The sequence below is a fragment of the Lactiplantibacillus modestisalitolerans genome (assembly GCF_005405425.1).
GTDB lineage: Bacteria > Bacillota > Bacilli > Lactobacillales > Lactobacillaceae > Lactiplantibacillus > Lactiplantibacillus modestisalitolerans.
This window is the reverse complement of record NZ_BJEA01000012.1, coordinates 58,021-79,645: the sequence shown is the minus strand read 5'-3', so window position 1 is coordinate 79,645 and position 21,625 is coordinate 58,021. Positions and strand designations below refer to the sequence as shown.

The 21,625-nt window shown below is 49.7% G+C and carries 23 protein-coding genes; 15 read left to right on the top strand and 8 right to left on the bottom strand.

What is annotated here, in order from left to right; translation table 11 throughout:
* Positions 1-379 precede the first annotated feature (379 nt).
* On the top strand, positions 380-1,750 hold the full coding sequence (locus tag FFM79_RS08160; RefSeq protein WP_137642982.1) for an aldehyde dehydrogenase family protein: 1,371 nt from the start codon (positions 380-382) through the stop codon (positions 1,748-1,750).
* An 81-nt stretch (positions 1,751-1,831) separates the two neighbouring features.
* Here the strand turns inward: FFM79_RS08160 and FFM79_RS08155 are convergent, their stop codons facing one another.
* The 6 genes from FFM79_RS08155 to FFM79_RS08130 form a co-directional block, all read right to left on the bottom strand.
* Positions 1,832-2,827: an acetoin ABC transporter permease gene (locus FFM79_RS08155; protein ID WP_137642981.1), complete on the bottom strand. Its 996-nt coding sequence runs from the start codon at positions 2,825-2,827 to the stop codon at positions 1,832-1,834.
* Between the two features lie 15 nt (positions 2,828-2,842).
* Positions 2,843-3,736: an ATP-binding cassette domain-containing protein gene (locus FFM79_RS08150; RefSeq protein WP_137642980.1), complete on the bottom strand. Its 894-nt coding sequence runs from the start codon at positions 3,734-3,736 to the stop codon at positions 2,843-2,845.
* Positions 3,733-4,092, bottom strand: coding sequence for a GntR family transcriptional regulator (locus FFM79_RS08145; RefSeq protein WP_137642979.1), 360 nt, complete (start codon positions 4,090-4,092; stop codon positions 3,733-3,735). Before FFM79_RS08145 ends, FFM79_RS08150 begins: the two co-directional genes overlap by 4 nt.
* Before the next feature lie 140 nt (positions 4,093-4,232).
* Positions 4,233-4,418: a hypothetical protein gene (locus FFM79_RS08140; RefSeq protein ID WP_137642978.1), complete on the bottom strand. Its 186-nt coding sequence runs from the start codon at positions 4,416-4,418 to the stop codon at positions 4,233-4,235.
* A gap of 90 nt (positions 4,419-4,508) precedes the next feature.
* A complete protein-coding gene (locus FFM79_RS08135; RefSeq protein WP_137642977.1) occupies positions 4,509-5,045 on the bottom strand; it encodes a GNAT family N-acetyltransferase in 537 nt (178 codons plus the stop codon).
* On the bottom strand, positions 5,045-5,533 hold the full coding sequence (locus FFM79_RS08130) for a GNAT family N-acetyltransferase (protein WP_137643036.1): 489 nt from the start codon (positions 5,531-5,533) through the stop codon (positions 5,045-5,047). Before FFM79_RS08130 ends, FFM79_RS08135 begins: the two co-directional genes overlap by 1 nt.
* A 184-nt stretch (positions 5,534-5,717) precedes the next feature.
* On the opposite strand from FFM79_RS08130, the gene FFM79_RS08125 reads away from it, so the two are divergent.
* From FFM79_RS08125 to FFM79_RS08090, 8 genes are all read left to right on the top strand, one after another.
* Positions 5,718-6,185 carry an ASCH domain-containing protein gene (locus FFM79_RS08125; protein ID WP_137642976.1) on the top strand — a complete coding sequence of 156 codons (468 nt, stop codon included), beginning with the start codon at positions 5,718-5,720 and terminating at the stop codon, positions 6,183-6,185.
* Positions 6,186-6,725: 540 nt separating this feature from the next.
* Positions 6,726-7,268, top strand: coding sequence for a helix-turn-helix domain-containing protein (locus tag FFM79_RS08120; protein WP_137642975.1), 543 nt, complete (start codon positions 6,726-6,728; stop codon positions 7,266-7,268).
* Between the two features lie 21 nt (positions 7,269-7,289).
* Positions 7,290-8,396, top strand: coding sequence for an ABC transporter ATP-binding protein (locus tag FFM79_RS08115; RefSeq protein WP_137642974.1), 1,107 nt, complete (start codon positions 7,290-7,292; stop codon positions 8,394-8,396).
* Between the two features lie 11 nt (positions 8,397-8,407).
* A complete protein-coding gene (locus FFM79_RS08110; RefSeq protein WP_137642973.1) occupies positions 8,408-9,241 on the top strand; it encodes an ABC transporter permease in 834 nt (277 codons plus the stop codon).
* Positions 9,238-10,053 carry an ABC transporter permease gene (locus tag FFM79_RS08105; RefSeq protein ID WP_137642972.1) on the top strand — a complete coding sequence of 272 codons (816 nt, stop codon included), beginning with the start codon at positions 9,238-9,240 and terminating at the stop codon, positions 10,051-10,053. Before FFM79_RS08110 ends, FFM79_RS08105 begins: the two co-directional genes overlap by 4 nt.
* A complete protein-coding gene (locus FFM79_RS08100; RefSeq protein ID WP_137642971.1) occupies positions 10,050-11,120 on the top strand; it encodes an ABC transporter substrate-binding protein in 1,071 nt (356 codons plus the stop codon). Before FFM79_RS08105 ends, FFM79_RS08100 begins: the two co-directional genes overlap by 4 nt.
* 190 nt (positions 11,121-11,310) lie before the next feature.
* Positions 11,311-12,078 (top strand): CPBP family intramembrane glutamic endopeptidase, encoded by a 768-nt coding sequence (locus FFM79_RS08095; RefSeq protein ID WP_137642970.1) that lies wholly within the window; start codon positions 11,311-11,313, stop codon positions 12,076-12,078.
* A gap of 110 nt (positions 12,079-12,188) precedes the next feature.
* Complete coding sequence (locus FFM79_RS08090) at positions 12,189-12,371, top strand: hypothetical protein (protein WP_137642969.1); 183 nt, start codon at positions 12,189-12,191, stop codon at positions 12,369-12,371.
* A gap of 234 nt (positions 12,372-12,605) precedes the next feature.
* Here the strand turns inward: FFM79_RS08090 and FFM79_RS08085 are convergent, their stop codons facing one another.
* Together FFM79_RS08085 and FFM79_RS08080 are read right to left on the bottom strand one after the other, a co-directional pair.
* Entirely contained in the window at positions 12,606-13,808 is a 1,203-nt protein-coding gene (locus FFM79_RS08085) for an NAD(P)/FAD-dependent oxidoreductase (RefSeq protein WP_137642968.1), read from the bottom strand.
* A gap of 248 nt (positions 13,809-14,056) precedes the next feature.
* Positions 14,057-15,265 (bottom strand): acetate/propionate family kinase, encoded by a 1,209-nt coding sequence (locus FFM79_RS08080; RefSeq protein WP_137642967.1) that lies wholly within the window; start codon positions 15,263-15,265, stop codon positions 14,057-14,059.
* Between the two features lie 187 nt (positions 15,266-15,452).
* Here FFM79_RS08080 and FFM79_RS08075 point away from each other — a divergent pair, with 187 nt between their 5' ends.
* The 6 genes from FFM79_RS08075 to apf all read left to right on the top strand — a co-directional run bounded on the left by FFM79_RS08075 (position 15,453) and on the right by apf (position 21,573).
* Positions 15,453-15,818, top strand: coding sequence for a hypothetical protein (locus FFM79_RS08075; protein ID WP_137642966.1), 366 nt, complete (start codon positions 15,453-15,455; stop codon positions 15,816-15,818).
* A 367-nt stretch (positions 15,819-16,185) separates the two neighbouring features.
* On the top strand, positions 16,186-18,579 hold the full coding sequence (locus FFM79_RS08070) for an ATP-dependent DNA helicase (RefSeq protein ID WP_137642965.1): 2,394 nt from the start codon (positions 16,186-16,188) through the stop codon (positions 18,577-18,579).
* Positions 18,551-19,267 (top strand): hypothetical protein, encoded by a 717-nt coding sequence (locus FFM79_RS08065; RefSeq protein ID WP_137642964.1) that lies wholly within the window; start codon positions 18,551-18,553, stop codon positions 19,265-19,267. Before FFM79_RS08070 ends, FFM79_RS08065 begins: the two co-directional genes overlap by 29 nt.
* Positions 19,264-20,178 carry a sce7725 family protein gene (locus tag FFM79_RS08060; RefSeq protein WP_137642963.1) on the top strand — a complete coding sequence of 305 codons (915 nt, stop codon included), beginning with the start codon at positions 19,264-19,266 and terminating at the stop codon, positions 20,176-20,178. Before FFM79_RS08065 ends, FFM79_RS08060 begins: the two co-directional genes overlap by 4 nt.
* Before the next feature lie 23 nt (positions 20,179-20,201).
* The gene (locus FFM79_RS08055) at positions 20,202-20,573 is read left to right on the top strand and encodes a biotin/lipoyl attachment domain-containing protein (RefSeq protein WP_137642962.1); all 372 of its coding nucleotides are present in this window, start codon (positions 20,202-20,204) and stop codon (positions 20,571-20,573) included.
* 394 nt (positions 20,574-20,967) lie between these two features.
* Positions 20,968-21,573, top strand: coding sequence for an aggregation-promoting factor (gene apf / locus FFM79_RS08050; RefSeq protein WP_137642961.1), 606 nt, complete (start codon positions 20,968-20,970; stop codon positions 21,571-21,573).
* Positions 21,574-21,625: the final 52 nt, after the last annotated feature.

Sequence of the window (21,625 nt, the reverse complement as noted above, 5' to 3'; positions counted from 1 at the left end):
GAGTGATAACTGATTTGCGATATTTAATTAGGCAACTTAACCCGCTTAATTGCCGAAATCATCGGCTTTTTAGATGTAAGCCTTTTCATTGCCGTTGATAGGTCTGTTAGTGTTTATTAAAAAAATTATATCCACGTTAATTTTTCCTAAGTGTCAGCGTTAGATGACCACTTGTGAATTATATTACTAGTCAGCTAAAATCACCATTTGGAAACGCTTGCAGTTATTTACACCTATTAAGACGATTAAGCCGGCATTATCAGCTAAATATTAATTAAATTTACATTTAACAACTGCCTGTTTACATTTGTGAAGAGATGATTATAATAAGACTTGTGAAAGAGAAGACAAGTCTGAATTGCTTAGGAGGAACCATTCAATGTTGAAAGAAATTGACGCACACGCTGAAGTTCAACAATCAATTGATCGGCTCGTGTTAAACGCCTCGTTGGCCGCTAACCACTTAGAAGTAATGAATCAGGACCAAATTGACCGGGCCGTAACGGCCATGGCGCACGCCGCCCACGCTGCTCGTGGGATGTTAGCTGCGATGGCCGTTGAGGAAACTGGCCGGGGCAATTATCGGGATAAGGTCGTCAAAAACGACTTCGCTGCCAAACAAATTTATCGCTACATCAAGGACGATAAAACGGTTGGCATTATTAGCGACGACCCGGTAAGCGGGATTACCAAAGTTGCGGAACCGGTTGGAATCATCGCCGGGGTCACCCCCGTCACCAACCCAACGTCAACCGTGATTTTCAACGCGATGTTAGCTTTAAAGACACGCAATCCCATCATTTTCGGGTTCCACCCCTTTGCTCAGAAGTGTTGTGTTGAAACTGGCCGGATCATCCGTGACGCGGCCGTAGCTGCCGGTGCTCCGAGGGATTGGATTCAATGGATTCACCAGCCTAGTCTCGATGCCACCAACACCCTCATGAACCACAAAGGGGTTGCTACCGTAATTGCAACTGGTGGTTCTAGTATGGTTCAAGCCGCTTATTCAACCGGGAAACCAGCACTAGGCGTTGGCCCCGGAAACGTCCCGTGTTTCATTGAGAAAACAGCTAACGTTAAGCAAGCCGTCAGCGACGTGATCACGTCCAAAGCGTTCGATCACGGGATGATTTGCGCATCTGAATCTAATTTAATCGTTGCGGACGAACTTTATGACCAAGTTAAGCAAGCCTTGCGCTCAAACGGCGTTTACTTCGTCCAAGCTGATCAATTCAACGCCCTCGAAAGCACCGTTATGAACCGCGACAAGCAGGCCGTCGACCCGAAAGTTGCGGGTCAATCCGCTTGGCAAATCGCCCAGTGGGCCGGTTTTGACGTTCCCGTCGACACCAAGGTCCTCGCCGTTGAGTTACCGGATATTGGTGGTGATCAGGTGCTTTCCCGTGAAAAGCTCTCCCCCGTTTTAGCCGTCGTCCACGCGAAGGATACGCAGGCCGGTTTTAACTTAATGAAGCGGAGCCTTTCACTAGGCGGTCTTGGGCACACGGCCGTTCTCCACACAACTGACAAGGATGTCATGAACGCCTTTGCACTCGAAATGACTGCTTGCCGGGCCTTGATCAACGTGCCAGCTTCACAAGGCGCAATTGGCTATAAGTACGACAACGTGGCGCCATCCCTGACGTTGGGTTGCGGTACTTGGGGTCATAACTCAATTTCACACAACTTAGTTGATTGGGACTTGCTAAATATCAAGACTGTCGCTAAGCGTTTAGACAAAATTCGTTAAAGTTTTTCCATATCTTAGAATTGCCGCCAAATAAACGGGCCTGCTCAGTTTCAACTAAGCAGGCCCGTTTTGGGTACGGTTTTAACTTATTTTTTTCATGGTCCACGCCCGCCGAAAATGGTCCGGCCGGTACAGGAACCAGCGACCAAGGCCCCAAGTCCCGTAACCGACCAAAACGGCCATCACAATCCCGAGTGAAAGTGGCATCACTTCGTAATACTGATTGGTCAGCAACTGGAGGAGGCCCAGCCCGAATTGAGAACAACTAATCGTGATCATTAAATAGATGATTGAAAACCACAGCGCTACCGGCCGCAAACTAGGAAACCGGAAGAATTCCTGGTCATTTTCGAGCGACAGGTGGTCAAAAGCCCACGCATCTAGGCCATAAAGTCCCACACTAACTAACCAAAGTAAGCCAACCGCTAGCACCAGCCCCGGCCAGTACCGCGCATCAATTGACTCTAACCAGCGCGCTTGATTAACGGAAACGCCCAACGCGGCCGCAACTAGCCGATTTAAAGCGTCGTACGCAAAGACTAAGCTGCACGCAAAGCCGGTTCCAAAAATAACCCCCGCCAGTAAGTGCCCGAGCCACAACCCAAAAGTCATCCCCAGTAAACTAAGTGCTAACAACATACTGAGCTGCACGAGCTCTAACTTCCACGCCACCGACCAGTCCCAGTAGGCGTGATACTTTGCTAAGCGGTTATTAATGACTAGCCCGTAAGCAACTTCCATTAATAGGTAGCCACTGACCAAACTTGCCGCGATCAAGCCCATTTTCACGCGAAAAATCTTTCGGCGGGCAACCGGTAAACTAAAGAGGTACTGATTAAAATGGGTACTGGTGTCCATCAAAAAGACGGCTAACCCCACCGCAAAAAAGATCAGCGCGGCCGCCGCTAACCGCCAGCCGCTAACGCTGGCAAAAGTAAACCCACCGCGGGGAATCAAGCGATACTCTAAAACCGTGATACCTTCACGAATCCCCACCAAAATCTGAATTCCAATCACACTCAAAAGTAACGTGCGATAATGTCGCCATAATAATTTCCATATTGTTCGTTTTGTCATGTTCGTCCCCACTTTTTAGGCTAATAATTCGTAGTCCGCTTGATCCGTCAAATTTGCCAAAAATAAATCGGTCAACGACAGCGGTAACTCCTCTTGAAAAACTGGCTCGGTTGCGGCAAGCTGAGCCGCTAGTTCCGGCGTATAGTGCTCAAAAACAACGATGATTACCCGTCCAGAAACGTGGACAATGCGGCCGGCCGTATTCAATAGTTTCGGCACCTGCTTATCACGGTAAACGAGCTGGACTTTACGCGCCTGCGCCCGCATCGTTTCCAACTGGTAATCATTAACTAAGCGACCATCCTTTAAAATTAGGGCCCGGTCCACCACGCCTTCTAACTCCGCTAAATTATGCGACGCTAACAAGATGGCTCGCTGGCCCCCAGCCACTTCATCAATCAAAATGCTTAAAATGTTCTTGCGCACCAACACGTCTAGCCCGTCCAGGGGTTCGTCTAAGAAAAGATAGGGTGCGTTCGTCGCCACCGCCAAAATAATCAAGAATAAGTTAAAATTCCCCTTTGAAAAGTGGCGTAACTTTCGGTTAGGTACCAACTGATAACGCGTGATCAGTTGGTCAAACTTAGCCTGATCAAACGCCGGGTAAGCTGCTTGGTAATCGCGACGCACTTCCTGAATCGTCGCACCCCGAAAATAATTAGCCAACGGATCAATAAAACACAGTTGTGTCCGGTAAGCTGGCTCCCGTTGTAAATCGTGGCCCGCTACTAGAACGTGCCCACTATCTGGCAAACACTGGCCGTTGATCGTCCGAAAAAGCGTGGTTTTCCCGACCCCGTTCCGGCCAACGACCCCCACCATTTGCCCAGGCTGAACCGTGAAGCTAATTTCAGTGAGCGTTGCCCGCTGGTTAATTCGTTTTCCTAATTGTTCAATCGCTAATATCATTTCGACGTCCCCCTCATCTGTGCTAACCAGTTTGCTAGTTCCGCGACGGTGATTCCCGCTGCTTGCGCCTGCGTGACTAGTTCCTGTAAACGATCGTAAATACGTTGCCGGGTTTCGGCCTGCGTGGTCGTCGCAACGTAGGTCCCCTTGCCAGCGACCGTTTGAATCACGTGTTGCGCCTCCAGTTGTTTATACGCCTTACTAACCGTATTTGGATTCAACAGGTGGCGTTTAGCCATTTCGCGCACGGACGGTAACTGATCCCCCACCCGTAAAATTCCCTGAGCGCAATCCCGCTGAATTCCGGTAACGATTTGTAAGTAGTACGGCTGACTACTGTGGTGATCAATCTGCATCGCGGTCCCCCCTTAACTGTATGACACTGTACTATTGAGCCTATCATACCGAATAAGCCGCCAAACGCAACCCCACCACGGACAGTCAAAAACGACCAACCCACTATCAATCCCGTGAGTTGGTCGTTTTTGACGAATCCTTATTTTTTTCTTAATTCACTAGCAGCGTATTCCATAATCCCCATCAGCGCAATCAAACTAACTGGAAAGGCAATCAAACTGAGTTGCAAGTTGGCGGTCAATTCAAAGAAGTAAAACAAACCTGCTAAAATCAATCCGGCCGCAACGAGCATCCCAGTATCAGCCTTACCCCACCGTTTAATCATTATAAAATTAGCCTCATTTCTTAGTTTTAAATTCAGAGAGAGTTTAACACGAACCCCCGCAGTTTAGAACCCTTTTTTGATGAGGATTTACTAAGAAATTTCGGCTAATAAACGGGTCATGGTCGTGACTGGTAATCGGTCACCATGGGTCAACGGTAAAAATAGTTGGTCCCCATCCTCAAAGCCGAGCTGACGCCAAAAAGTCGCACTGGCCGTGTCCGCCGTGACCCGAGTCAATTGAATGGCAACGATGCCCGCTTGTTGCGCGGCCGCCATTAAACCGGTCATAATGACCGTTCCAATCGTTTTTCGTTGGTAAGTTTTATTAACCATCAACAGTCCCACGAACAAAAAGCGCTCCTGGGGATACTGATTTAAGAGGTCCAAAACGGCCACCAACCGGTTCGCTAAATAGAACCCAAAGACCTGCTTTTGGGCGGCCACGACGCCCTCCGGATGAGCCGTTAAATCTCGCTGAATTTCGGTCGCGGTTAACGGTTCCGGTGTGAAGTACCGGTGATAAGCCGGATTAGTTTGCTCTAATGCCAGCAGGTCGGCTTGATCCGCTTGCGTTAATAACCGGATTTTAAAATTCGGTAATTGCGCTTGTAAAGCTGCTAATTTCATTACGATTCCCAGACTTTCTCTAAATTGTACCAAGTTTCATCCGCGTGCGTCGACGCCGCGACGCCCTGATTAACAAACCCGTTTTGTTCGTAAAACGGCACCAATTTTTCAAGACAGGTCAACGACATGCTCTTGCGGCCTAATTTCCGAGCCTGTTGCTCCAGCGCTTGCAGAAGCTGGCTTCCAACCCGCTGATGCCGCGCTAACGGCGAAACGGCTAACGTTAAAACCAGTTGGTGCCCACCGCGCGGCAAATTTGTCGGCGTTTTTTCAAACATGCCATCTTCAACGTAGCGCGCACCACTAGCTGGTCCGACGATAAATCCGAGAACAACCGCCTGGTCACGTGCAACTAAAAACGTTGACGCTAACCGGTCGATTCGCTCACGGTAGGCCGCCTCGCTCCCGGCTTCAGCACTCGAAAAGCCGGCCTTTTCAATCGCCATGATTTGCGGCAAGTCACTGGCTTTGACTGGCGTAATTTCTATCATCATTAGTTTCCTCCAATTCACACTTGTATTATACCAGACCGGCCCTTTACCGCTACGCTCGTTCATAATTTCCGGTCGCTAAGCGTGCCGTTTCGGAACTGGTCATGCTATACTATCGTTGTGAATTCGTTTTCATTTACGCAAACGGATTCAACTATATCTCATGAAACTAGGTGACACGATGCCAGCACAATCAGCTGAACAATTATGGAACGCTTACAATGAAACGACCGACACCCACGGGGCAAGCTATCAAACCCGGTGGTTCGGTGACCAGTCCCAGCCGCAAGCCGTCCAAGCCTTAACCGACCTCGTTTTGGCCGGCACTAAGACCGCAACGACGACGCCACTTGATTCGTATACTCACGAGCAAGTCGCAATTCCGCAAGTTGGTGACTATAACATCCTGCTAAACGGTGAGATGAAGCCGGTAGCGATTATCAAAACCGTCGTTTCCGAACTAATCCCGTTTTACCGGATTTCTGCCGAACACGCCTATCACGAAGGCGAGGGCGACCGCACCATTGGTGACTGGCGGACTCGTAAAACGACGCAATTCACGCCAACGCTCGAGGCTCACGGCCAATCGTTGAACGCCGATACGCCGATGGTTAGCGAGGTCTTTGAAGTGGTGTATCGGGCAGATTAAGAGTGTGAGGCCCAGCGGGTTGATGCTGAGCACTGCCTAGCTAAGGGCATGATGCCGGGCTTTGGCATTGTGTCCTTAGCGTAGCAGGCGCAGGCGTCAGCTGGACCGAACACGTTTCGACTATATTGCAGAAAAATACCGGGTTGATGCCGAGCACTGCCTAGCTAAGGCGTTGTCTCCTGGGCTTGGCGATGGCGCGTTAGCGTAGCAAGCACAAATACCGGTCTGGCCGAACACGTTTCGTCCCCCCCAAAAAAACATCTCAGAAGCTGCGACCCTCGTCGTAGCTTCTTTTGCATTTCTAACCACGTTAATTTTCAAGGCCCTTTCACTAAGGTGCTTAATAACCGTTAGCAAAAACGACTAAAACCGCTCCCCGCGCTTAAGAATCAAACGGTTTTCACATGTCTAAACCCGCAATCTAAGTTACAATGAAATTGACTGAAATTAAGCTTGAAACGCGGGCACTTTTCGCTATAATTAAAGCCTGAACTAAACTTAAAGTTTACTCAAATAAAACTACCTAGGGGGGTGGTCGCCATGGATATTGGTCAGCGAATTCGCGAACTGCGGGTCCAAAAACAACTGACACAGGAAGAATTGGGCGAACGAACGGATCTCAGTAAAGGCTACATTTCACAACTCGAGCACGGTCAGTCATCGCCTTCAATGGAAACATTTTTTTCAATTTTAGCAGTACTGGGAAGTTCGCCGGCCAGTTTCTTTTCAGCCGAGCAACCAACGCACCAAGTCGTTTATCACCCGTCTGAGCAAACCACTTACGACGATGCCACACTTGGTTACCAACTCAAATGGCTTGTTCCGGCATCGAATGAAAATGAAATGGAACCAATCACCGTTACGCTCGCACCCAACGGTCGGTTCAAACCGTTCGAGCCGTCGGTTGCCGAAACGTTAGTTCTGGTTCAATCCGGAACCCTCAGCTTACAACTTGGTAAGCAACGCTACCAGGCAACGGCTGGTGACACCCTGTACTTTCACGCAACTAAGGCGCACCAAATTTTTAACAGCGGGCAAACGGCCTGCACGTTTACCCTAGTAACCACCGCGTCTTACTTGTAATTTATTAAGGGGGTTTTTACCTTGGCGGTTAATCCACAACCAATTATTCGACTCACAAACGTATGTAAAAGTTATGGGGATCATCAGATTCTCAAGGACATCAACTTAGAATTAGAAGCCGGTAAATTTTATACCTTACTCGGCCCATCCGGGTGCGGTAAAACGACCATTTTACGAACAATTGCTGGTTTTACAGACGTCACGGCTGGTCAAGTTTATTTCGACGGCCAAGTCATCAACGGGCTTCCGGCAAATCAGCGGCAAGTCAACACGGTCTTTCAAGACTACGCCCTCTTTCCACACATGACCGTTGCTGAAAACGTCGCCTTTGGCTTAAAGCTACATAAAGTTCCGAAGGACGAAATCGAGTCGCGGGTCCAATCCGCACTCGCGCTCGTTCAGCTCCCCGATTTTGGTGACCGCGAGATCAGTGAAATCTCTGGCGGACAGCAACAACGGGTCGCAATTGCTCGAGCACTAGTCATGCGGCCAAAAGTGTTGCTCCTCGACGAACCCCTTTCCGCGTTGGATGCCAAGCTACGTAAGGACATGCAGTACGAACTCCGGGAACTACAGCAACAACTCGGCATCACCTTCCTGTTCGTTACCCACGACCAGGAAGAAGCCCTCGCCATGAGTGACGAGATCTTCGTCATGAAGGCCGGCGAAATCTTGCAAGGCGGCTCCCCCGTCGATATTTACGATGAACCAATCAACCACTTCGTTGCTAACTTTATTGGGGAAAGCAACATCATCCCCGGTAAAATGATTCAGGATTACGAGGTTGAGTTTGTCGGCAAGCGCTTTGAATGCGCGGACGGTGGGATGCACCCCAACGAGGCCGTCGAAGTTGTCTTACGGCCCGAAGACTTGGACATCGTGAAGGCCGACCAGGGGAAACTGGTCGTCACGGTCGACTCACAGCTTTTTCGGGGCAACTACTTTGAAATTGTTGCCTACGACAATGACCACAACGAATGGCTGGTTCATTCAACCAACCCAGCTGATGAGGGCGAACCAATCGGTCTGACCTTTGACCCACAAGACATTCACGTGATGCGGCTCAATGAAAGTGAAGCCGCCTTCGATGCCCGACTGGAACAATATGACGACGAAGATGCGGATTAGGGGGTGGCAACATGCAACGTAAACAACGACTTAGCCGCAACACGGCTTACTTTGTGCCGTACGTTTTATGGATCGCCCTGTTCGTTATCGCACCGGTCATCCTATTAATTTATCAATCATTTTTTAACATTGATGGTCAGTTCACACTCGCTAACTACCAGACGTACTTTTCATCTAATACTTACTTAATGATGACCCTTAATTCGGTCTGGTACGCCTTTTTAATCACGTTAGCGACCTTGTTGATTAGCTACCCAACGGCCTACTTGCTGAACGCAACCAAGCATCCGCAACTTTGGCTCTTATTAATCATCATGCCGACCTGGATCAACTTATTACTCAAAGCCTATGCCTTTATCGGGATTTTTAGTCAAGCCGGAATTGCCAACCAGTTTCTAAGTTTCATTGGCATCGGCCCACAGCAACTTCTGTTTACTAAATTTAGTTTCATTTTTGTTGCCGCCTACATTCAAATTCCGTTCATGGTCTTACCCATCTATAATTCCATTAGCGAATTAAACGCGTCCTACGTTAACGCTAGCCGCGATCTGGGGGCCACCAACTGGCAAACCTTCAGTCGCGTCATTTTCCCGCTGACGTTACCGGGCGTTAAAGCTGGGGTTCAAGCCGTTTTTATCCCGTCATTGTCACTCTTCATGTTGACGCGCCTCATTGGCGGGAACAAAGTGATTACCTTAGGGACTGCGATTGAGGAACACTTTTTAACCACCATGAACTGGGGGATGGGTTCCACGATTGGCGTCGTCTTAATCATTGCGATGGTCATTATCATGTGGCTCACCGGCGGCCGGAAACGGCGGTCAGGAAAGGGGCTGACAAAATGAAACGACTTCAATTTAAATGGCGTTACCTGTACCTTTGGTTTGTCTTCATTATTTTATACGCGCCGATTGTTTTTTTAATTGTTTACTCCTTTAGTCAGGGCAGTACAATGACCAATTTTCACGGCTTCACTTGGGCCCACTACCAGGAATTATTCGCGGATAGTCGCCTAATTGCCATTTTCTTAGATACATTACTAGTGGCCTTCCTGTCCTCAATCATTGCAACTGCGGTGGGGGCACTGGGAGCGCTCGGCATCAATAACGTTACCCGGCCACTCACCAAAAATACGCTGCTCTCGCTAAACAATATTTTAATGGTGTCACCGGACGTCATTATCGGGGCCAGCTTTTTGATCTTCTTTACCGCCCTCAAAATCCCACTGGGGTTTGGTTCGGTATTGCTAAGTCACATTGCATTTTCCATTCCAATCGTGGTTTTAATGGTGCTTCCTAAAATCCAGGAAATGAGTACCAGCTTACTAGACGCGGCGGCCGATTTGGGAGCCAATAACTGGCAGTTGCTGAGTCAGGTCGTTATTCCCTACATCATGCCCGGTATTTTTTCCGGCTTTTTCATGGCGCTGACCTACTCACTCGATGACTTTGCCGTCACCTTCTTCGTCACCGGGAACGGCTTTTCCACGCTATCCGTTGAAATTTATTCGCGGGCCCGGCAAGGAATCAACCTCGAAATTAACGCGCTATCTGGCTTGATGTTCTTAATGGCGCTCGTCCTCGTCGTCGGCTACTACTTTATTAACCAGTACAGTAGTCGGCACCGGCGGGCAGCAACGAGGGGGCGGCGGAAATGAAAAAATTAATTAGTGCCATTATTGGCCTACTCGTCGTGTGCGGCCTGCTCGCGTTTGGCGCCAATCACTTAGAACGAACTTCGGGAAGCACTGGTGCCAAGGTACTAAATCTCTATACTTGGGGCGACTACATTGACCCGGGGCTGTTAAAAAAATTCCAAAAGGAAACCGGCTACCACGTCAACGTCGAAACCTTTGATAGTAACGAAGCGATGTTCACTAAAATCAAACAGGGGGGCACGAGTTACGACTTGACCGTCCCTAGTGACTACATGATTGAAAAAATGAAACGGGCCCACTTATTGTTACCGCTGGATAAAAACCGGTTAACCGGGATGCAAAATTACGATTCCCGGTTCATGAACCTCGCTTTTGACCGGCATAATCGCTATTCGGTGCCATACTTCTGGGGAACGTTGGGCATTATTTATAACGATAAATTTGTCAAACCTGGCAGTATCCAACACTGGGACGACCTCTGGCAGACGAAGTACCACGATCAAATTATGTTGATCGATAGTGCCCGCGACGTGATGGGCTTCTCATTAGCGTCCATGAACAAATCAATGAACGCGACGGATCCGGCAACGCTGCTGGCCGCTCGCAATAAGCTCAACCGCTTATCGCCGAACGTCAAGGCGGTCGTGGCCGACGAAATCAAAATGTACATGATTCAAAACGAAGCCGCCATTGCCGTCGATTGGTCGGGAGAAGCCAGCGAAATGCTCGCCAGCAATTCGCACCTCCACTACGTCGTGCCGTCCGAAGGCAGCAACCTCTGGTTTGACAACCTGGTCATTCCTAAAACGGCCAAGCACTTTAAGGCCATTTACGCCTTCCTAAACTTTATGAGTGAACCCAAAAACGCCGCGCAAAACGCCGAGTACATCGGCTACGCCACGCCAAACGCACCCGCTAAGGCGCTGTTACCGAAGTCAATTCGCAACGACCGGCAGTTTTATCCGAGTGACGAAACGATTCGCCACTTACAGATTTACAAGGATTTATCACCGGCAAAGGTCGGGCTGTATAACGACCGCTACCTAGAATTTAAGATGAACCATTAACGATGCTGGTATTGCCACCAGCAACGGGACCGCCTAACACCATCCTTGAATGTTAGGTGGTCCCGTTTTTGTTTAACTCTCAATTATTCCGGTAAGCAGTCGCGGCCCTTTAGCTGTCGTAAACTTGTCCATACTATCGCGGACCTGTACATGGTAAAATAGGACTAGTCATGAATAGGAGGCTTCAGCCATGCATCGCATTCGTCGCGGCATTATCACCGCTTTATTTCTCTACCTCTGGGTGCTCGCACTCTTTTTCGGGGTTGCATTATTAGCCGGTCTCAACTTCATTCCGGCAAGTTATAACGGCATTGCGCAGGACGCCGTCGTCTTACTGGGCGTGATTGCGTTTAATCGTTGGATTGCTCACGTTCCCGTTCACTGGTGGAACGGCCGGCAACTCGGCACCCAGCTTCGGCAGGCCCTTCCCGCACTAATCGTTGTCGGGGTGCTCTGTTCTGCCAACGTTGCTAAGCTCGTTCACCTCCCCCTTTCAGGATTGGTCGTTCGCTACCTCGGCTACGTCCTCCTCATTGGCATTACTGAGGAATACGTTTTTCGGGGTGTCCTGATTCCGTTACTTGCACGAACGTGGCCACGACGACCGCTCCTCGTCGTTTTACTTTCAAGCGCCTTATTTGGGGGTCTCCATTTAATCAATAGTAGCCACATTGCGCTGACCTACGTTCTGCCGCAAATTTTATTCGCGATGGCCCTTGGGACCTTCTTTGCGGGGCTATACGTCCGAACTCGGAACCTACTATTACCAATTTTATTGCACGCGGCAACCGACATCTCGGTCGTTGTTCAACTTGTTGAGCACCCCACCAGCTCGGCAAATTTAAATATCGAGCCGCAACTCTCCCTGATCATTGCCGCCGTTTACGGGGGATTATTGGTGATTGCGCTTGTGGTCGCCAGTCGGCAAGTCCGGGGAATTCAAATCTCAACGGATTAGCACGGCCACCCTACGTTGGTTACAGCGGGCGTTCGACTTGAATTATTAGAAAATGATGATAAAATGTGAATTAACTCATTTTAGAGTAATCCATCAAAGAAGGCTTGCTAATGGAAGATTGGCATAATCAACGCATCAATGCGGCCATCGAGGCCAACGGCGCCACCTTTTCACAATTTGGCGTGGCGCGTACTGCACTGACGTTCGTCCCACGACTCCACTTTTTTACGCCGCAGCAAAACGTGGCCCGGGTCCGTTCATTGAACACCCCGGTTAATCGACACGTGCGGTAAGTACATAACTTAGCCAAATAAAGTCCGCTCTGAGTTAAACCAATTCAGAGCGGACTTTATTGATGATCGACACTATTTTAGGCCCGCAGCTAAGCGGTCCACAACGACCTTAACGGAATCAATTTGATGAAGCAAACTCATCCCCAAACCAAAGAGTTACCTTATGTTAATAACCGAAACGTGCGCCAAAAGTCCGACTTTTGGCACACGCTCTTATTTAACATTCAATCAATTTTAATGGTACAAGTCAAACCGGCCCTTACTAAAGACGGTCCCCAGGTTCGCACTTTCCAACAATGAGCGGTCCGTAATGACCTTTTTCAAAGCTGACGCGACGTAGCCGTGCACGGGTCGCTGACTACTAAACAGTTCGCCGATCCCGTCGCGGTCGCTAAGTGACGCTACCGTCCCACTAGATTCGTACTTAAACGGTGTCATCGGCTTGCCTTGCCGGTGGGCAATAATGTTTTTAGCAGCGTGTTCGCCACAAGCTAACGCAATTTGGGCAGTCGTTGGGTACGGTCGCTCCCCATCCGGCGGCATGACCGCGGCAACGTCACCCACGATTAGGACTTCGGGGTGCTTAGCGAGCGTCAGGTCCGGCTGGACGCTCACCCGGTTGCGCCGCTGGTCGAAGCCGGAATCAGCAATGACGTGCGAGCCACTGACACCGACCGTCCAAATAATCGTGTTGGTCTCGTATTCGTGCTCGTTTCCAGCGTCGTCCTTATACAGCACTGCTCCGGGCTTAATCGCCGTGATGCTTGCGCCTAAGCGCATGTCTACGTTATTTTTAGCCATGAAATCGAGCGCGTACGTCTGCAATTTTTCGGTGAACATTGGTAAAATCGACGGCATCCGTTCGAAACAAACCAATTCAACCGCGGGCGTCTGGTACTTAGTCGTTAACTTGGGTAGTGACTGGGTCAATTCACCTAACAGTTCGATGCCTGTAAAACCGGCGCCACAAACCGCAACCTTCAAATCCCGGTCATCGTGCGACTGGCGATAATTACGAATTTGGCGTCCGATGTGGTGCGCGACCGCCTTAGCACTAGCCAAATCGTCCATCGGCAACGCGTTTTCGTCCGCGCCAGGGACGCCGAACGTTTCCGATTGAAAGCCAAGCGCAACCACTAAATAGTCGTACCGTAAAGCCGCGTGGTCGGCAAACGCGACCGTCCGCGTTTCAACGTCAATTTTAGTGACCGTTGCCGTCACTAATTTGACCCGGTCCGCAATTACCCGGTCAATTTGATACGTGATCTGGTCCGGTGCAATCGTCCCCGCTGCAACCTCGTGTAAATTGGTCTTTTCCGTGTGGGTCCCGGTTTGATCCACCAAGATTAACTGATCATCATTGGGAAGCCCGCGTTGCAAAAATTTCACGGCCCGCATACCCGCGTAGCCACCGCCAAGAACTAACGTTACTGCCATCCTACTAACCCCTTTCAAGCTTTTACCTAACTCACTGGTTAGCTATATCGCAATTTAATTTGATACAGCCTATTGATAATTTAATGGTACTCGCTATTGACCGGATTTTCAGCTAAAAGGTTACTTCAATTTAAATTGACTTTACGAGCTAGCGGGATGGTCGCACTTTCAGCACCGTAAAAAAAGTGGCCGGTACCGCAACCACCCCCGATTGCGTTTACCAGCCACTTTTCCTTAATTATTTGAATTTAGTTCATTACCGGATTACGGTGTGCGAGGCGTTCCACGTCGCGAACAATCATTAATTCTTCGTTCGTTGGGACAACCATCACTTTAACCGGGCCATCATCCTGACTGATGACCTGTTCTTCGCCGTGCGTATCGTTTTTAGCGTCATCAATCGTGACCCCAAAGTAACCCAGTTGCTTAGCAATCTGAGCCCGCATTGCAACGGAGTTTTCACCAACCCCGGCAGTAAAGACGAGGGCGTCCAAACCGTTCATTTCGGCGACGTAACTCCCAACGTACTTCACAACCCGGTTCGCAAAGATATCCAGTGCTAATTCGGCCCGTTCGTTGCTATCCTTCGCTTTATCCAAGTCCCGCATGTCTGGTGAAATGCCAGAAATCCCGAGTAACCCGGACTTATGGTTTAAGATATCAATGAAGTCTTGCACGTCGGAAATTCCGAGGTGCCGCATCAAGAACGGAATAACCGACGGATCAACATCTCCGGAACGAGTACTCATCGTGATCCCAGCTAATGGGGTAAAGCCCATTGACGTATCAATCGCCTTACCGTGGTCAAACGCCGTAATTGACGCACCTGACCCTAAATGTAAGGTAATTAATTTCAGTTCGTCTAATGGTTTACCTAACAATTCAGCGGTTCGATTGGCAACGTAACGGTGACTTGTCCCGTGGGCCCCATACTTCCGCGCACCAAATTGTTGATAATATTCATACGGCAAGCTGTACAAATAGTTAACTTTTGGCATTTTCGCAAACAATGAGGTATCAAACACGGCAACTTGAACCGTTTTTGGTAATAATTGTTGGAAAACTTCAATATAATAAGCTTGCGTTGGGTTATGTAACGGCGCGTATTCGGACAAATCTTTAATTTGCTTCAACGTCGTTGGCGTAATCACAACGGAATCTTGGAACCGTTCGCCACCGGCAACGACCCGGTGACCAACGCCCGTGATTTCAGTTAAATGCTCGAGAATACCGTCACTCTTCAAGCGAGTCAGCACCATGGCGGCTGCTTCGTGGGCATCAATCTGATCCTTGGTTTCAGAATACTTCGTACCATCTGCTTTTTTCAGTTTAAAAACGGAATTTGGTAACCCCAACCGGTCAACCATCCCTGAAGCGATCACCTTTTCTTCGGGAACGCTAAAGAGCTTCCATTTTAATGTTGAACTACCAGCGTTAATTGCTAAAACTTTTGCCATAATCGTTTTTCCTCCATCCATCATCAAGTGTGCCTACTGTCAGTTTAATCAATAATGGATGCGCTTTCAAGGGTTTCTTGTAAAAGGCAACAAATTTGTTAATTTGTAAACGAACCCGGGTGCATCTGGTTTCTTTCAAACGGCCCTTTTACGGTATAATACGAGTAAAGAAAGCGAGGCGATTCTCATGACTAACAAACGCTTTTTCTGGACTCTTAGCAACTGTTTCGCACTGCTCTTATTTATCATTGGCAGTCTATTAGCCCTCGGTGGGTTATGGCTCAGTTTTGGATCGTCAATCAGTGTGGACGCCGTCATTGCGGCAGCGGTGCTGTGGATTGCGGCAGTGATTTTTCTTCACCCAGCGCCCGTATTTTTACTCGTTCCCGTCATTATCGCCGTTAGTCTTGGCGCTGGTTACGCGAGTTACTATAGCTCGCCCCACTCTTGGCTGGGAGCGCTCATAGCGGTTATTTTAACCGGTGCAATCACTAGTTACGGATTGAGCATTCGCAAGGCAATTCGTCGCCGTCACAGTAACTGGTTCCATTAACTTCGACTACTCACAGGTTACATTTTTAAGTTACTTTTTAGGAGGCCGTGGCAAACGTCACGGTCTTGTTTTTATTTTTAGACAACGATTGTCGAAACGTGTTCGGCCAGACTGGCATCTGCGCTTGCTACGCTAAGCCGCCATCGCATAACCCGCGACAACTAGTTGCTTTACTGCGATATAGCCGAAACGTGTTCGGGCCAGCTTGGTTCTGCGGTTAGCTACGCCAGCGGTACCATGCAAAACCCGCATAGCACCACTGGCTAGGCTAATCCTCAAACCAACCCGCTGGCCCTCACACTCTATCCAAATACGAACATCTGTTTTATAATAGGTTTAATTTCTACGCAAGCAGGAGGTGTCCACCGTGGCCACTAAAATTGGCATCCGCCAATTAGTTGAATTCGTTCTCCGTCAGGGCGACCTAAACGACGTCAAAAACAGCCAAAATACTGCCCTGGCCGGGGCCAAAATCCACCGCCAACTTCAAAGCACCCGTGGTAGCGACTACGCGAGCGAAGTCTATTTGAAGACGACCGTCACGATGAACAACGCCGATTACATCATTTCGGGCCGCGCCGACGGCCTTCAATTAAACGCCGACGGGGCCTTAATCGAAGAAATCAAAACCTCCGATCAGGACTTCACTGACCTCAGCACGAATACCCTGACACTTTACTGGGGTCAGGTCAAAGTTTACGGCTACCTGTTATTACAAGCCCATCCCGATTTGGACCAAGTGACGCTTCAATTAACGTATTTCCAAGTTTCAACCGAAAAAATTACTAAGACGCAAAAAGTGCTTCACCGCGCCGAACTCGATCAATTTTTTAAGGACTTAATTACTGAATACGAGTATTGGTTGACCCTCCGAGCCGACCTGCGCCATCGCCGCAACACTTCGATTGAACCGCTTGCGTTTCCGTTTCCCGCTTTTCGCACGGGCCAACGGGAACTGGCCGCGGCCGTTTACAAGACCATCCGCCTTCAAAAGCGCTTATTCGTGGAAGCACCTACCGGAACTGGTAAAACAATTTCGACGCTATTTCCCGCGATTAAGGCCATGGGGCAAGACCTGATTGAACGGCTCTTTTACCTGACCGCTAAGCAGAGTACCCGCCGAGTTGCCGAAGAAGCAGTCGCCTTAATGGCTAACAAGGGCCTGCGTTTAAAAAGTATTACCCTCACCGCTAAGGATCAGATTCGCTTTGCCGAGGAGCAAGACCTCCTCCCAGAAGAGAACCCCTTTATGGTGGGCTACTATGACCGTTTAAAGCCGGCGTTAAAGGATTTATTGACCCACGAGGATCAGTTGACCCGGCCCGTTATTGAACAATACGCGCGCAAACACACCGTCGACCCGTTTGAATTTTCGCTCGACGCGTCACTTTTCTGCGACTTGGTCATTTGCGATTATAACTACCTTTTTGATCCGTTGGTATACTTGCAACGCTTCTTTAGTGAGGATGACGATGATAACTTTTTCTTGGTGGACGAGGCCCACAACCTCGTGAGCCGCTCGCGGGCCATGTACTCGGCCGAAATTAGTGATCAGCCGATTGCGGGCTTGTTAAAATTGGCGAAGCCCGATCAAACGCAACCCAGTGACGACCTCCAGCAGGCTTTGAAGAAGGTTCGGCGCGGGTTTACCCGGCTGACCAAGAGCCTGTTTGAAGAAGACGCGACCGAACAAGTGCTGCCCGACCCACCGGAACGGTTACTGCCAGTGTTACGAAAGTTCAACGAGTTCGTCACTGACTGGCTAACCACCCAAAAACCGTCGCCGCTAGTGGATGCGGTTCGGGACTATTTTTTTGCGAGCCTAACGTTCGTTAAAATCGGGGACTGGTACGACGGCAGTTACCAAACCCGCTACGTTTACACGGAGCACCATTTAACCGTCAAGCAGCTCTGCCTTGATCCCAGTGACTTTCTGCACCGTTCGCTGAGCCTCGGCGCAGGCGCGGTTCTGTTCTCCGCAACGTTGTCACCCATGAGTTACTACCAACGTGTATTGGGTGGCGAGGCGAATAGCTTAGCCTACCAACTACCATCGCCATTTCCACCCAAGCACCAGGCGATTTTGGTCACCCGCTACGTGCAAACGACCTATCATCAACGCGCACATAACTTAGACCGCATCGTGGCTAGTTTATCCGCGCTCGTGACTGGTAAACGCGGTCACTACCTCGTCTTTTTCCCGTCCTACGGGTATTTACACCAAGTTCAGGCAGCGTTTACCCAGGCCCATCCGGAGCTCACCACGGTGGCGCAGGCCCCAACGATGGCGGCCGCCGAACGGCAAGCCTTTCTCGACCGCTTCAATATTGACGATGATCAGCCGCTCGTCGGGTTTTGCGTTCTCGGCGGAATTTTTTCCGAAGGAATCGATTTACGGGGGCGCCGCCTAATTGGCGTTGCCATCGTTAGCGTCGGCTTACCCGGCATCAACGCCGAAACGAACCTGATTCGCGACTATTACGATCACCAAAACGGTCAGGGATTCGCCTACGCCTACCAATTGCCCGGAATGAACAACGTCTTGCAGGCCGCTGGGCGGCTCATTCGCAGTCAGACCGACACCGGAATTATTTTGTTACTCGACCAGCGCTTTGCGAGTCGGCGCTACACCGCCCTCTTTCCGCCGCACTGGCAATATTACCAAACGATTGAATCACTCCCACAACTAACGGCGACGATTGCCAATTTTTGGCACCAAACGGAGGTCCCCGATGAAAACCAAACTCACGAAACAACTTGAAACGACCCTCTACCACTACTGTTTAGACCAAGGCGCCTACGTCGTGGAGGAAGTCTCGATGCCCGCTAAAAAGGGAATCGTCGATACACTCAGTTACGAAGTCGCCGCAAACGGCGACGTTGTTTGGCGCTGTTTCGAATTAAAAGTAACTAAGGCCGACTTCCACTCGAAGGCTAAGTTATCCTTCATTGGTCATTACAACTACTTCGTCCTGCCGCGCGAGCTATACGATGCCGTTCGGGATGAAATTCCGGCCCACGTTGGCGTGCTGATTTACCAGCCTTTCGATGCACGTGCAAAGGCCTTAGCGCCACACCCGTTACGAACGCCCGGGTTCCTAACACTCGTTAAAAAGGCCCAGGCGCAAGCCTTACAAGTTGATGAAACGGCTTTGACCCACCACTTCGTCGGCTCACTATTCCGCGAAGTCGATAAAGCTAAACGGGTTAAAAAGGGCCTGCAACTGTATTCGGATGACCAGCTTTTTAAGGAGCTGCGAAAACGCGCCCAGGTGGGCTACGACGTCTACACACCGGAGCACAACTTGTACGACCGCTTTAGCGCTGAACTTGAAGACCAGGCCGTTACCGCCCTGCAAACCGAGCTGGACGCCCGCAACGCTGAGTGCCAAGCGCTAAAACTGCAACTCGCAAAATTGCACGCCCCCGATTTGGGAGAGCGCCTATGACCTATTATCCCTATCTTCGCGGTCGGATGTATGATATGCTCGCTTTAGAAGCGCTCGTAAAGGCTGACATGCTGGGACCGCACATCGTCCCAATCATTGAGCCGGTCCGAGATTCTAAAGAACTGCAACGAACCGTCCAAGCGCTCATAGCCGCGCAACAACCGTTTAGTTTAATTGCTAACCCGCAAGTTAGTTTATACGGGCTCCATAGCGCGAAACGCTACCCGTTACCCACTCTAAGCAACGTCCCGTTCTTTCACCCGGCCGCCATTTTAGCCAACGATTTTAGTGCGGATTTTCTGACGACCGGGCCGCAGCAAACTAGTTTACTAGTCGCCCCGAACTACCCGTTATTGGCCGCCTATCAACAAACAGCCGCATTGCGCCAAGTTGCTGGTATTCTGATTTCCAACGAGGCCCGGCTCCACGCGATTGCGGGTGACCGCGCCATTCAGCTGACGGATTCACTTACAACACCCGAGCACGTCGCCGATTACCAGCAGTTACCCGATGAATTTTTCAGTGGCGCGTTGTGGGCGCAAGCCCCCTTTGGTTACCAAGGCTTCGGTGACTACTCGTTAATGGGGCAACGCTACTTTGACCGTGGGATGCCGGAACGGGCGATCGCCCTCCACGTCATCTATGCCACCGCCGACGGAACGCTCCGGATTCACCACTTCGTCTCCGACAGTAACGCCAGCATGCGGGGCCAACGGCAAAAATTTTTCGAGGCCTTAACGAAACTAACGGCCTGGGCGCCAACGCATTTAACGGGCCTGAACGCGACCCCCGCGCTGCAGGAATTGCTAGCACTCCAAACACCGCCGCGCTTTCCCGGCCTGGGCGTCGTTAAAAAGCTAGCGTTAATGCACCATTTTCAACTAATGCACCGCTTATTATCATTAACCTAATTCAAAAAACGAGGATCTTACACATGGCAAAACGTCAATCTGCTTGGAAACAAATGATCAATTATTATCGCGACGAATACCGCGAACAACACGCGCCCACCATTTACGGCGACGTTTGGCTTCAAACTAAGTCCCACCAGCGCCTGATTTTAGGCCTAACTGCTACCGCGACGCCGGCAACCCCCGTGACTGCACTGGCGCTCCCGGCAAAGGGGCAGCACCTTGCTAGTGGCGCGACCCTCGTCACGCTAACCAGCGGTGAAACCACGCAGACCATTAGCACCCCCTTTGGCGGAACCGTTCAGAAGGTTAACACCACCCTTTTGGCTGATGCCGCTCAATTAGGCACCAACGCGGAGAAGGATAACTGGCTCGTCCAGTTAAAAGCTGATTAATTTGCTAGTTACTAAAAATAAGTGGAAATTTAACGCAAAAAGCGCTTACATCGCGATGGGTTAACCGTTAGCCACCGTTAGCGTTCAATCTACAGTAATTGTAAAAGCCCGTAACACGGGCTTTTTTTTGACTCAATTTAGTTCGTTCGCCAACCAAACCATTAATCCTTGCGTTAACCACCTTAAAATCAAGTTTAAAATTTAACCGATTTCATTCGGCTTATATTACAGAAGATTACAAAAAGCGCCATTTATTACAATATTCATGAAAAAACGTAAAATTCCTGCTATTCGTTTGTTACAATCAGCGGTTATACTATGGAATAGTAAAAGCGCTTGGAAGTAATTCGGGGCCAAGCCAAATTCGGACTAAAAATAGGAGTGTACATCACGTATGAAAATCAAGAACGCTTTATTATCTACCGCTGCCGCTGCCACTAGTCTCTTTGCCATTGGTGCAACCGCCCAAGCTGCTACGGTCACCGTTAAGGCGGGCGACACGGTTTCAGAAATCGCCGCTGACCACAACACTACGGTCGACGCAATCAAACAAGCTAATAAATTACAAAACGCTAACTTAATCTTCGTTGGTCAACAACTTGAACTTGACGGGGAAGCAACGACGCAACAAGCACAAACGCAGACCCAACAAGCACAACCACAACAACAACAAACCCAACAGGCGCAACCACAACAACGGACGCAGGCACAGCCACAAGCTCAAGCACCCGCTGCTAAGGCAACGACCCCAGCAACAAACTACAATGCTGGTAACAGTTCCGACAGTGCTGCTAAGGCTTGGATTGCTGGAAAAGAATCTGGTGGTTCATACAGCGCCCGTAACGGTCAATACATCGGTAAGTACCAATTAAGTGCTTCATACTTAAACGGTGACTACTCCGCCGCTAACCAGGAACGGGTTGCGAACAACTACGTTTCTTCCCGCTACGGTTCATGGACAAACGCCAAGAACCACTGGCTCTCAAACGGCTGGTACTAAACCAGACCATCTTAATTGAAAATTATTTAACGAGCGTTAAAAACGGCTAATT

What these genes read in the sequence shown, in the direction of transcription:
- FFM79_RS08160 (WP_137642982.1), top strand. Translation starts at nt 380, where the DNA reads ATGTTGAAAGAAATTGACGCACACGCTGAAGTTCAACAATCAATTGAT.
- FFM79_RS08155 (WP_137642981.1), bottom strand. Translation starts at nt 2,827, where the DNA reads ATGACAAAACGAACAATATGGAAATTATTATGGCGACATTATCGCACG.
- FFM79_RS08150 (WP_137642980.1), bottom strand. Translation starts at nt 3,736, where the DNA reads ATGATATTAGCGATTGAACAATTAGGAAAACGAATTAACCAGCGGGCA.
- FFM79_RS08145 (WP_137642979.1), bottom strand. Translation starts at nt 4,092, where the DNA reads ATGCAGATTGATCACCACAGTAGTCAGCCGTACTACTTACAAATCGTT.
- FFM79_RS08140 (WP_137642978.1), bottom strand. Translation starts at nt 4,418, where the DNA reads ATGATTAAACGGTGGGGTAAGGCTGATACTGGGATGCTCGTTGCGGCC.
- FFM79_RS08135 (WP_137642977.1), bottom strand. Translation starts at nt 5,045, where the DNA reads ATGAAATTAGCAGCTTTACAAGCGCAATTACCGAATTTTAAAATCCGG.
- FFM79_RS08125 (WP_137642976.1), top strand. Translation starts at nt 5,718, where the DNA reads ATGCCAGCACAATCAGCTGAACAATTATGGAACGCTTACAATGAAACG.
- FFM79_RS08120 (WP_137642975.1), top strand. Translation starts at nt 6,726, where the DNA reads ATGGATATTGGTCAGCGAATTCGCGAACTGCGGGTCCAAAAACAACTG.
- FFM79_RS08110 (WP_137642973.1), top strand. Translation starts at nt 8,408, where the DNA reads ATGCAACGTAAACAACGACTTAGCCGCAACACGGCTTACTTTGTGCCG.
- FFM79_RS08105 (WP_137642972.1), top strand. Translation starts at nt 9,238, where the DNA reads ATGAAACGACTTCAATTTAAATGGCGTTACCTGTACCTTTGGTTTGTC.
- FFM79_RS08100 (WP_137642971.1), top strand. Translation starts at nt 10,050, where the DNA reads ATGAAAAAATTAATTAGTGCCATTATTGGCCTACTCGTCGTGTGCGGC.
- FFM79_RS08095 (WP_137642970.1), top strand. Translation starts at nt 11,311, where the DNA reads ATGCATCGCATTCGTCGCGGCATTATCACCGCTTTATTTCTCTACCTC.
- FFM79_RS08090 (WP_137642969.1), top strand. Translation starts at nt 12,189, where the DNA reads ATGGAAGATTGGCATAATCAACGCATCAATGCGGCCATCGAGGCCAAC.
- FFM79_RS08085 (WP_137642968.1), bottom strand. Translation starts at nt 13,808, where the DNA reads ATGGCAGTAACGTTAGTTCTTGGCGGTGGCTACGCGGGTATGCGGGCC.
- FFM79_RS08080 (WP_137642967.1), bottom strand. Translation starts at nt 15,265, where the DNA reads ATGGCAAAAGTTTTAGCAATTAACGCTGGTAGTTCAACATTAAAATGG.
- FFM79_RS08075 (WP_137642966.1), top strand. Translation starts at nt 15,453, where the DNA reads ATGACTAACAAACGCTTTTTCTGGACTCTTAGCAACTGTTTCGCACTG.
- FFM79_RS08065 (WP_137642964.1), top strand. Translation starts at nt 18,551, where the DNA reads ATGAAAACCAAACTCACGAAACAACTTGAAACGACCCTCTACCACTAC.
- FFM79_RS08060 (WP_137642963.1), top strand. Translation starts at nt 19,264, where the DNA reads ATGACCTATTATCCCTATCTTCGCGGTCGGATGTATGATATGCTCGCT.
- FFM79_RS08055 (WP_137642962.1), top strand. Translation starts at nt 20,202, where the DNA reads ATGGCAAAACGTCAATCTGCTTGGAAACAAATGATCAATTATTATCGC.
- apf (WP_137642961.1), top strand. Translation starts at nt 20,968, where the DNA reads ATGAAAATCAAGAACGCTTTATTATCTACCGCTGCCGCTGCCACTAGT.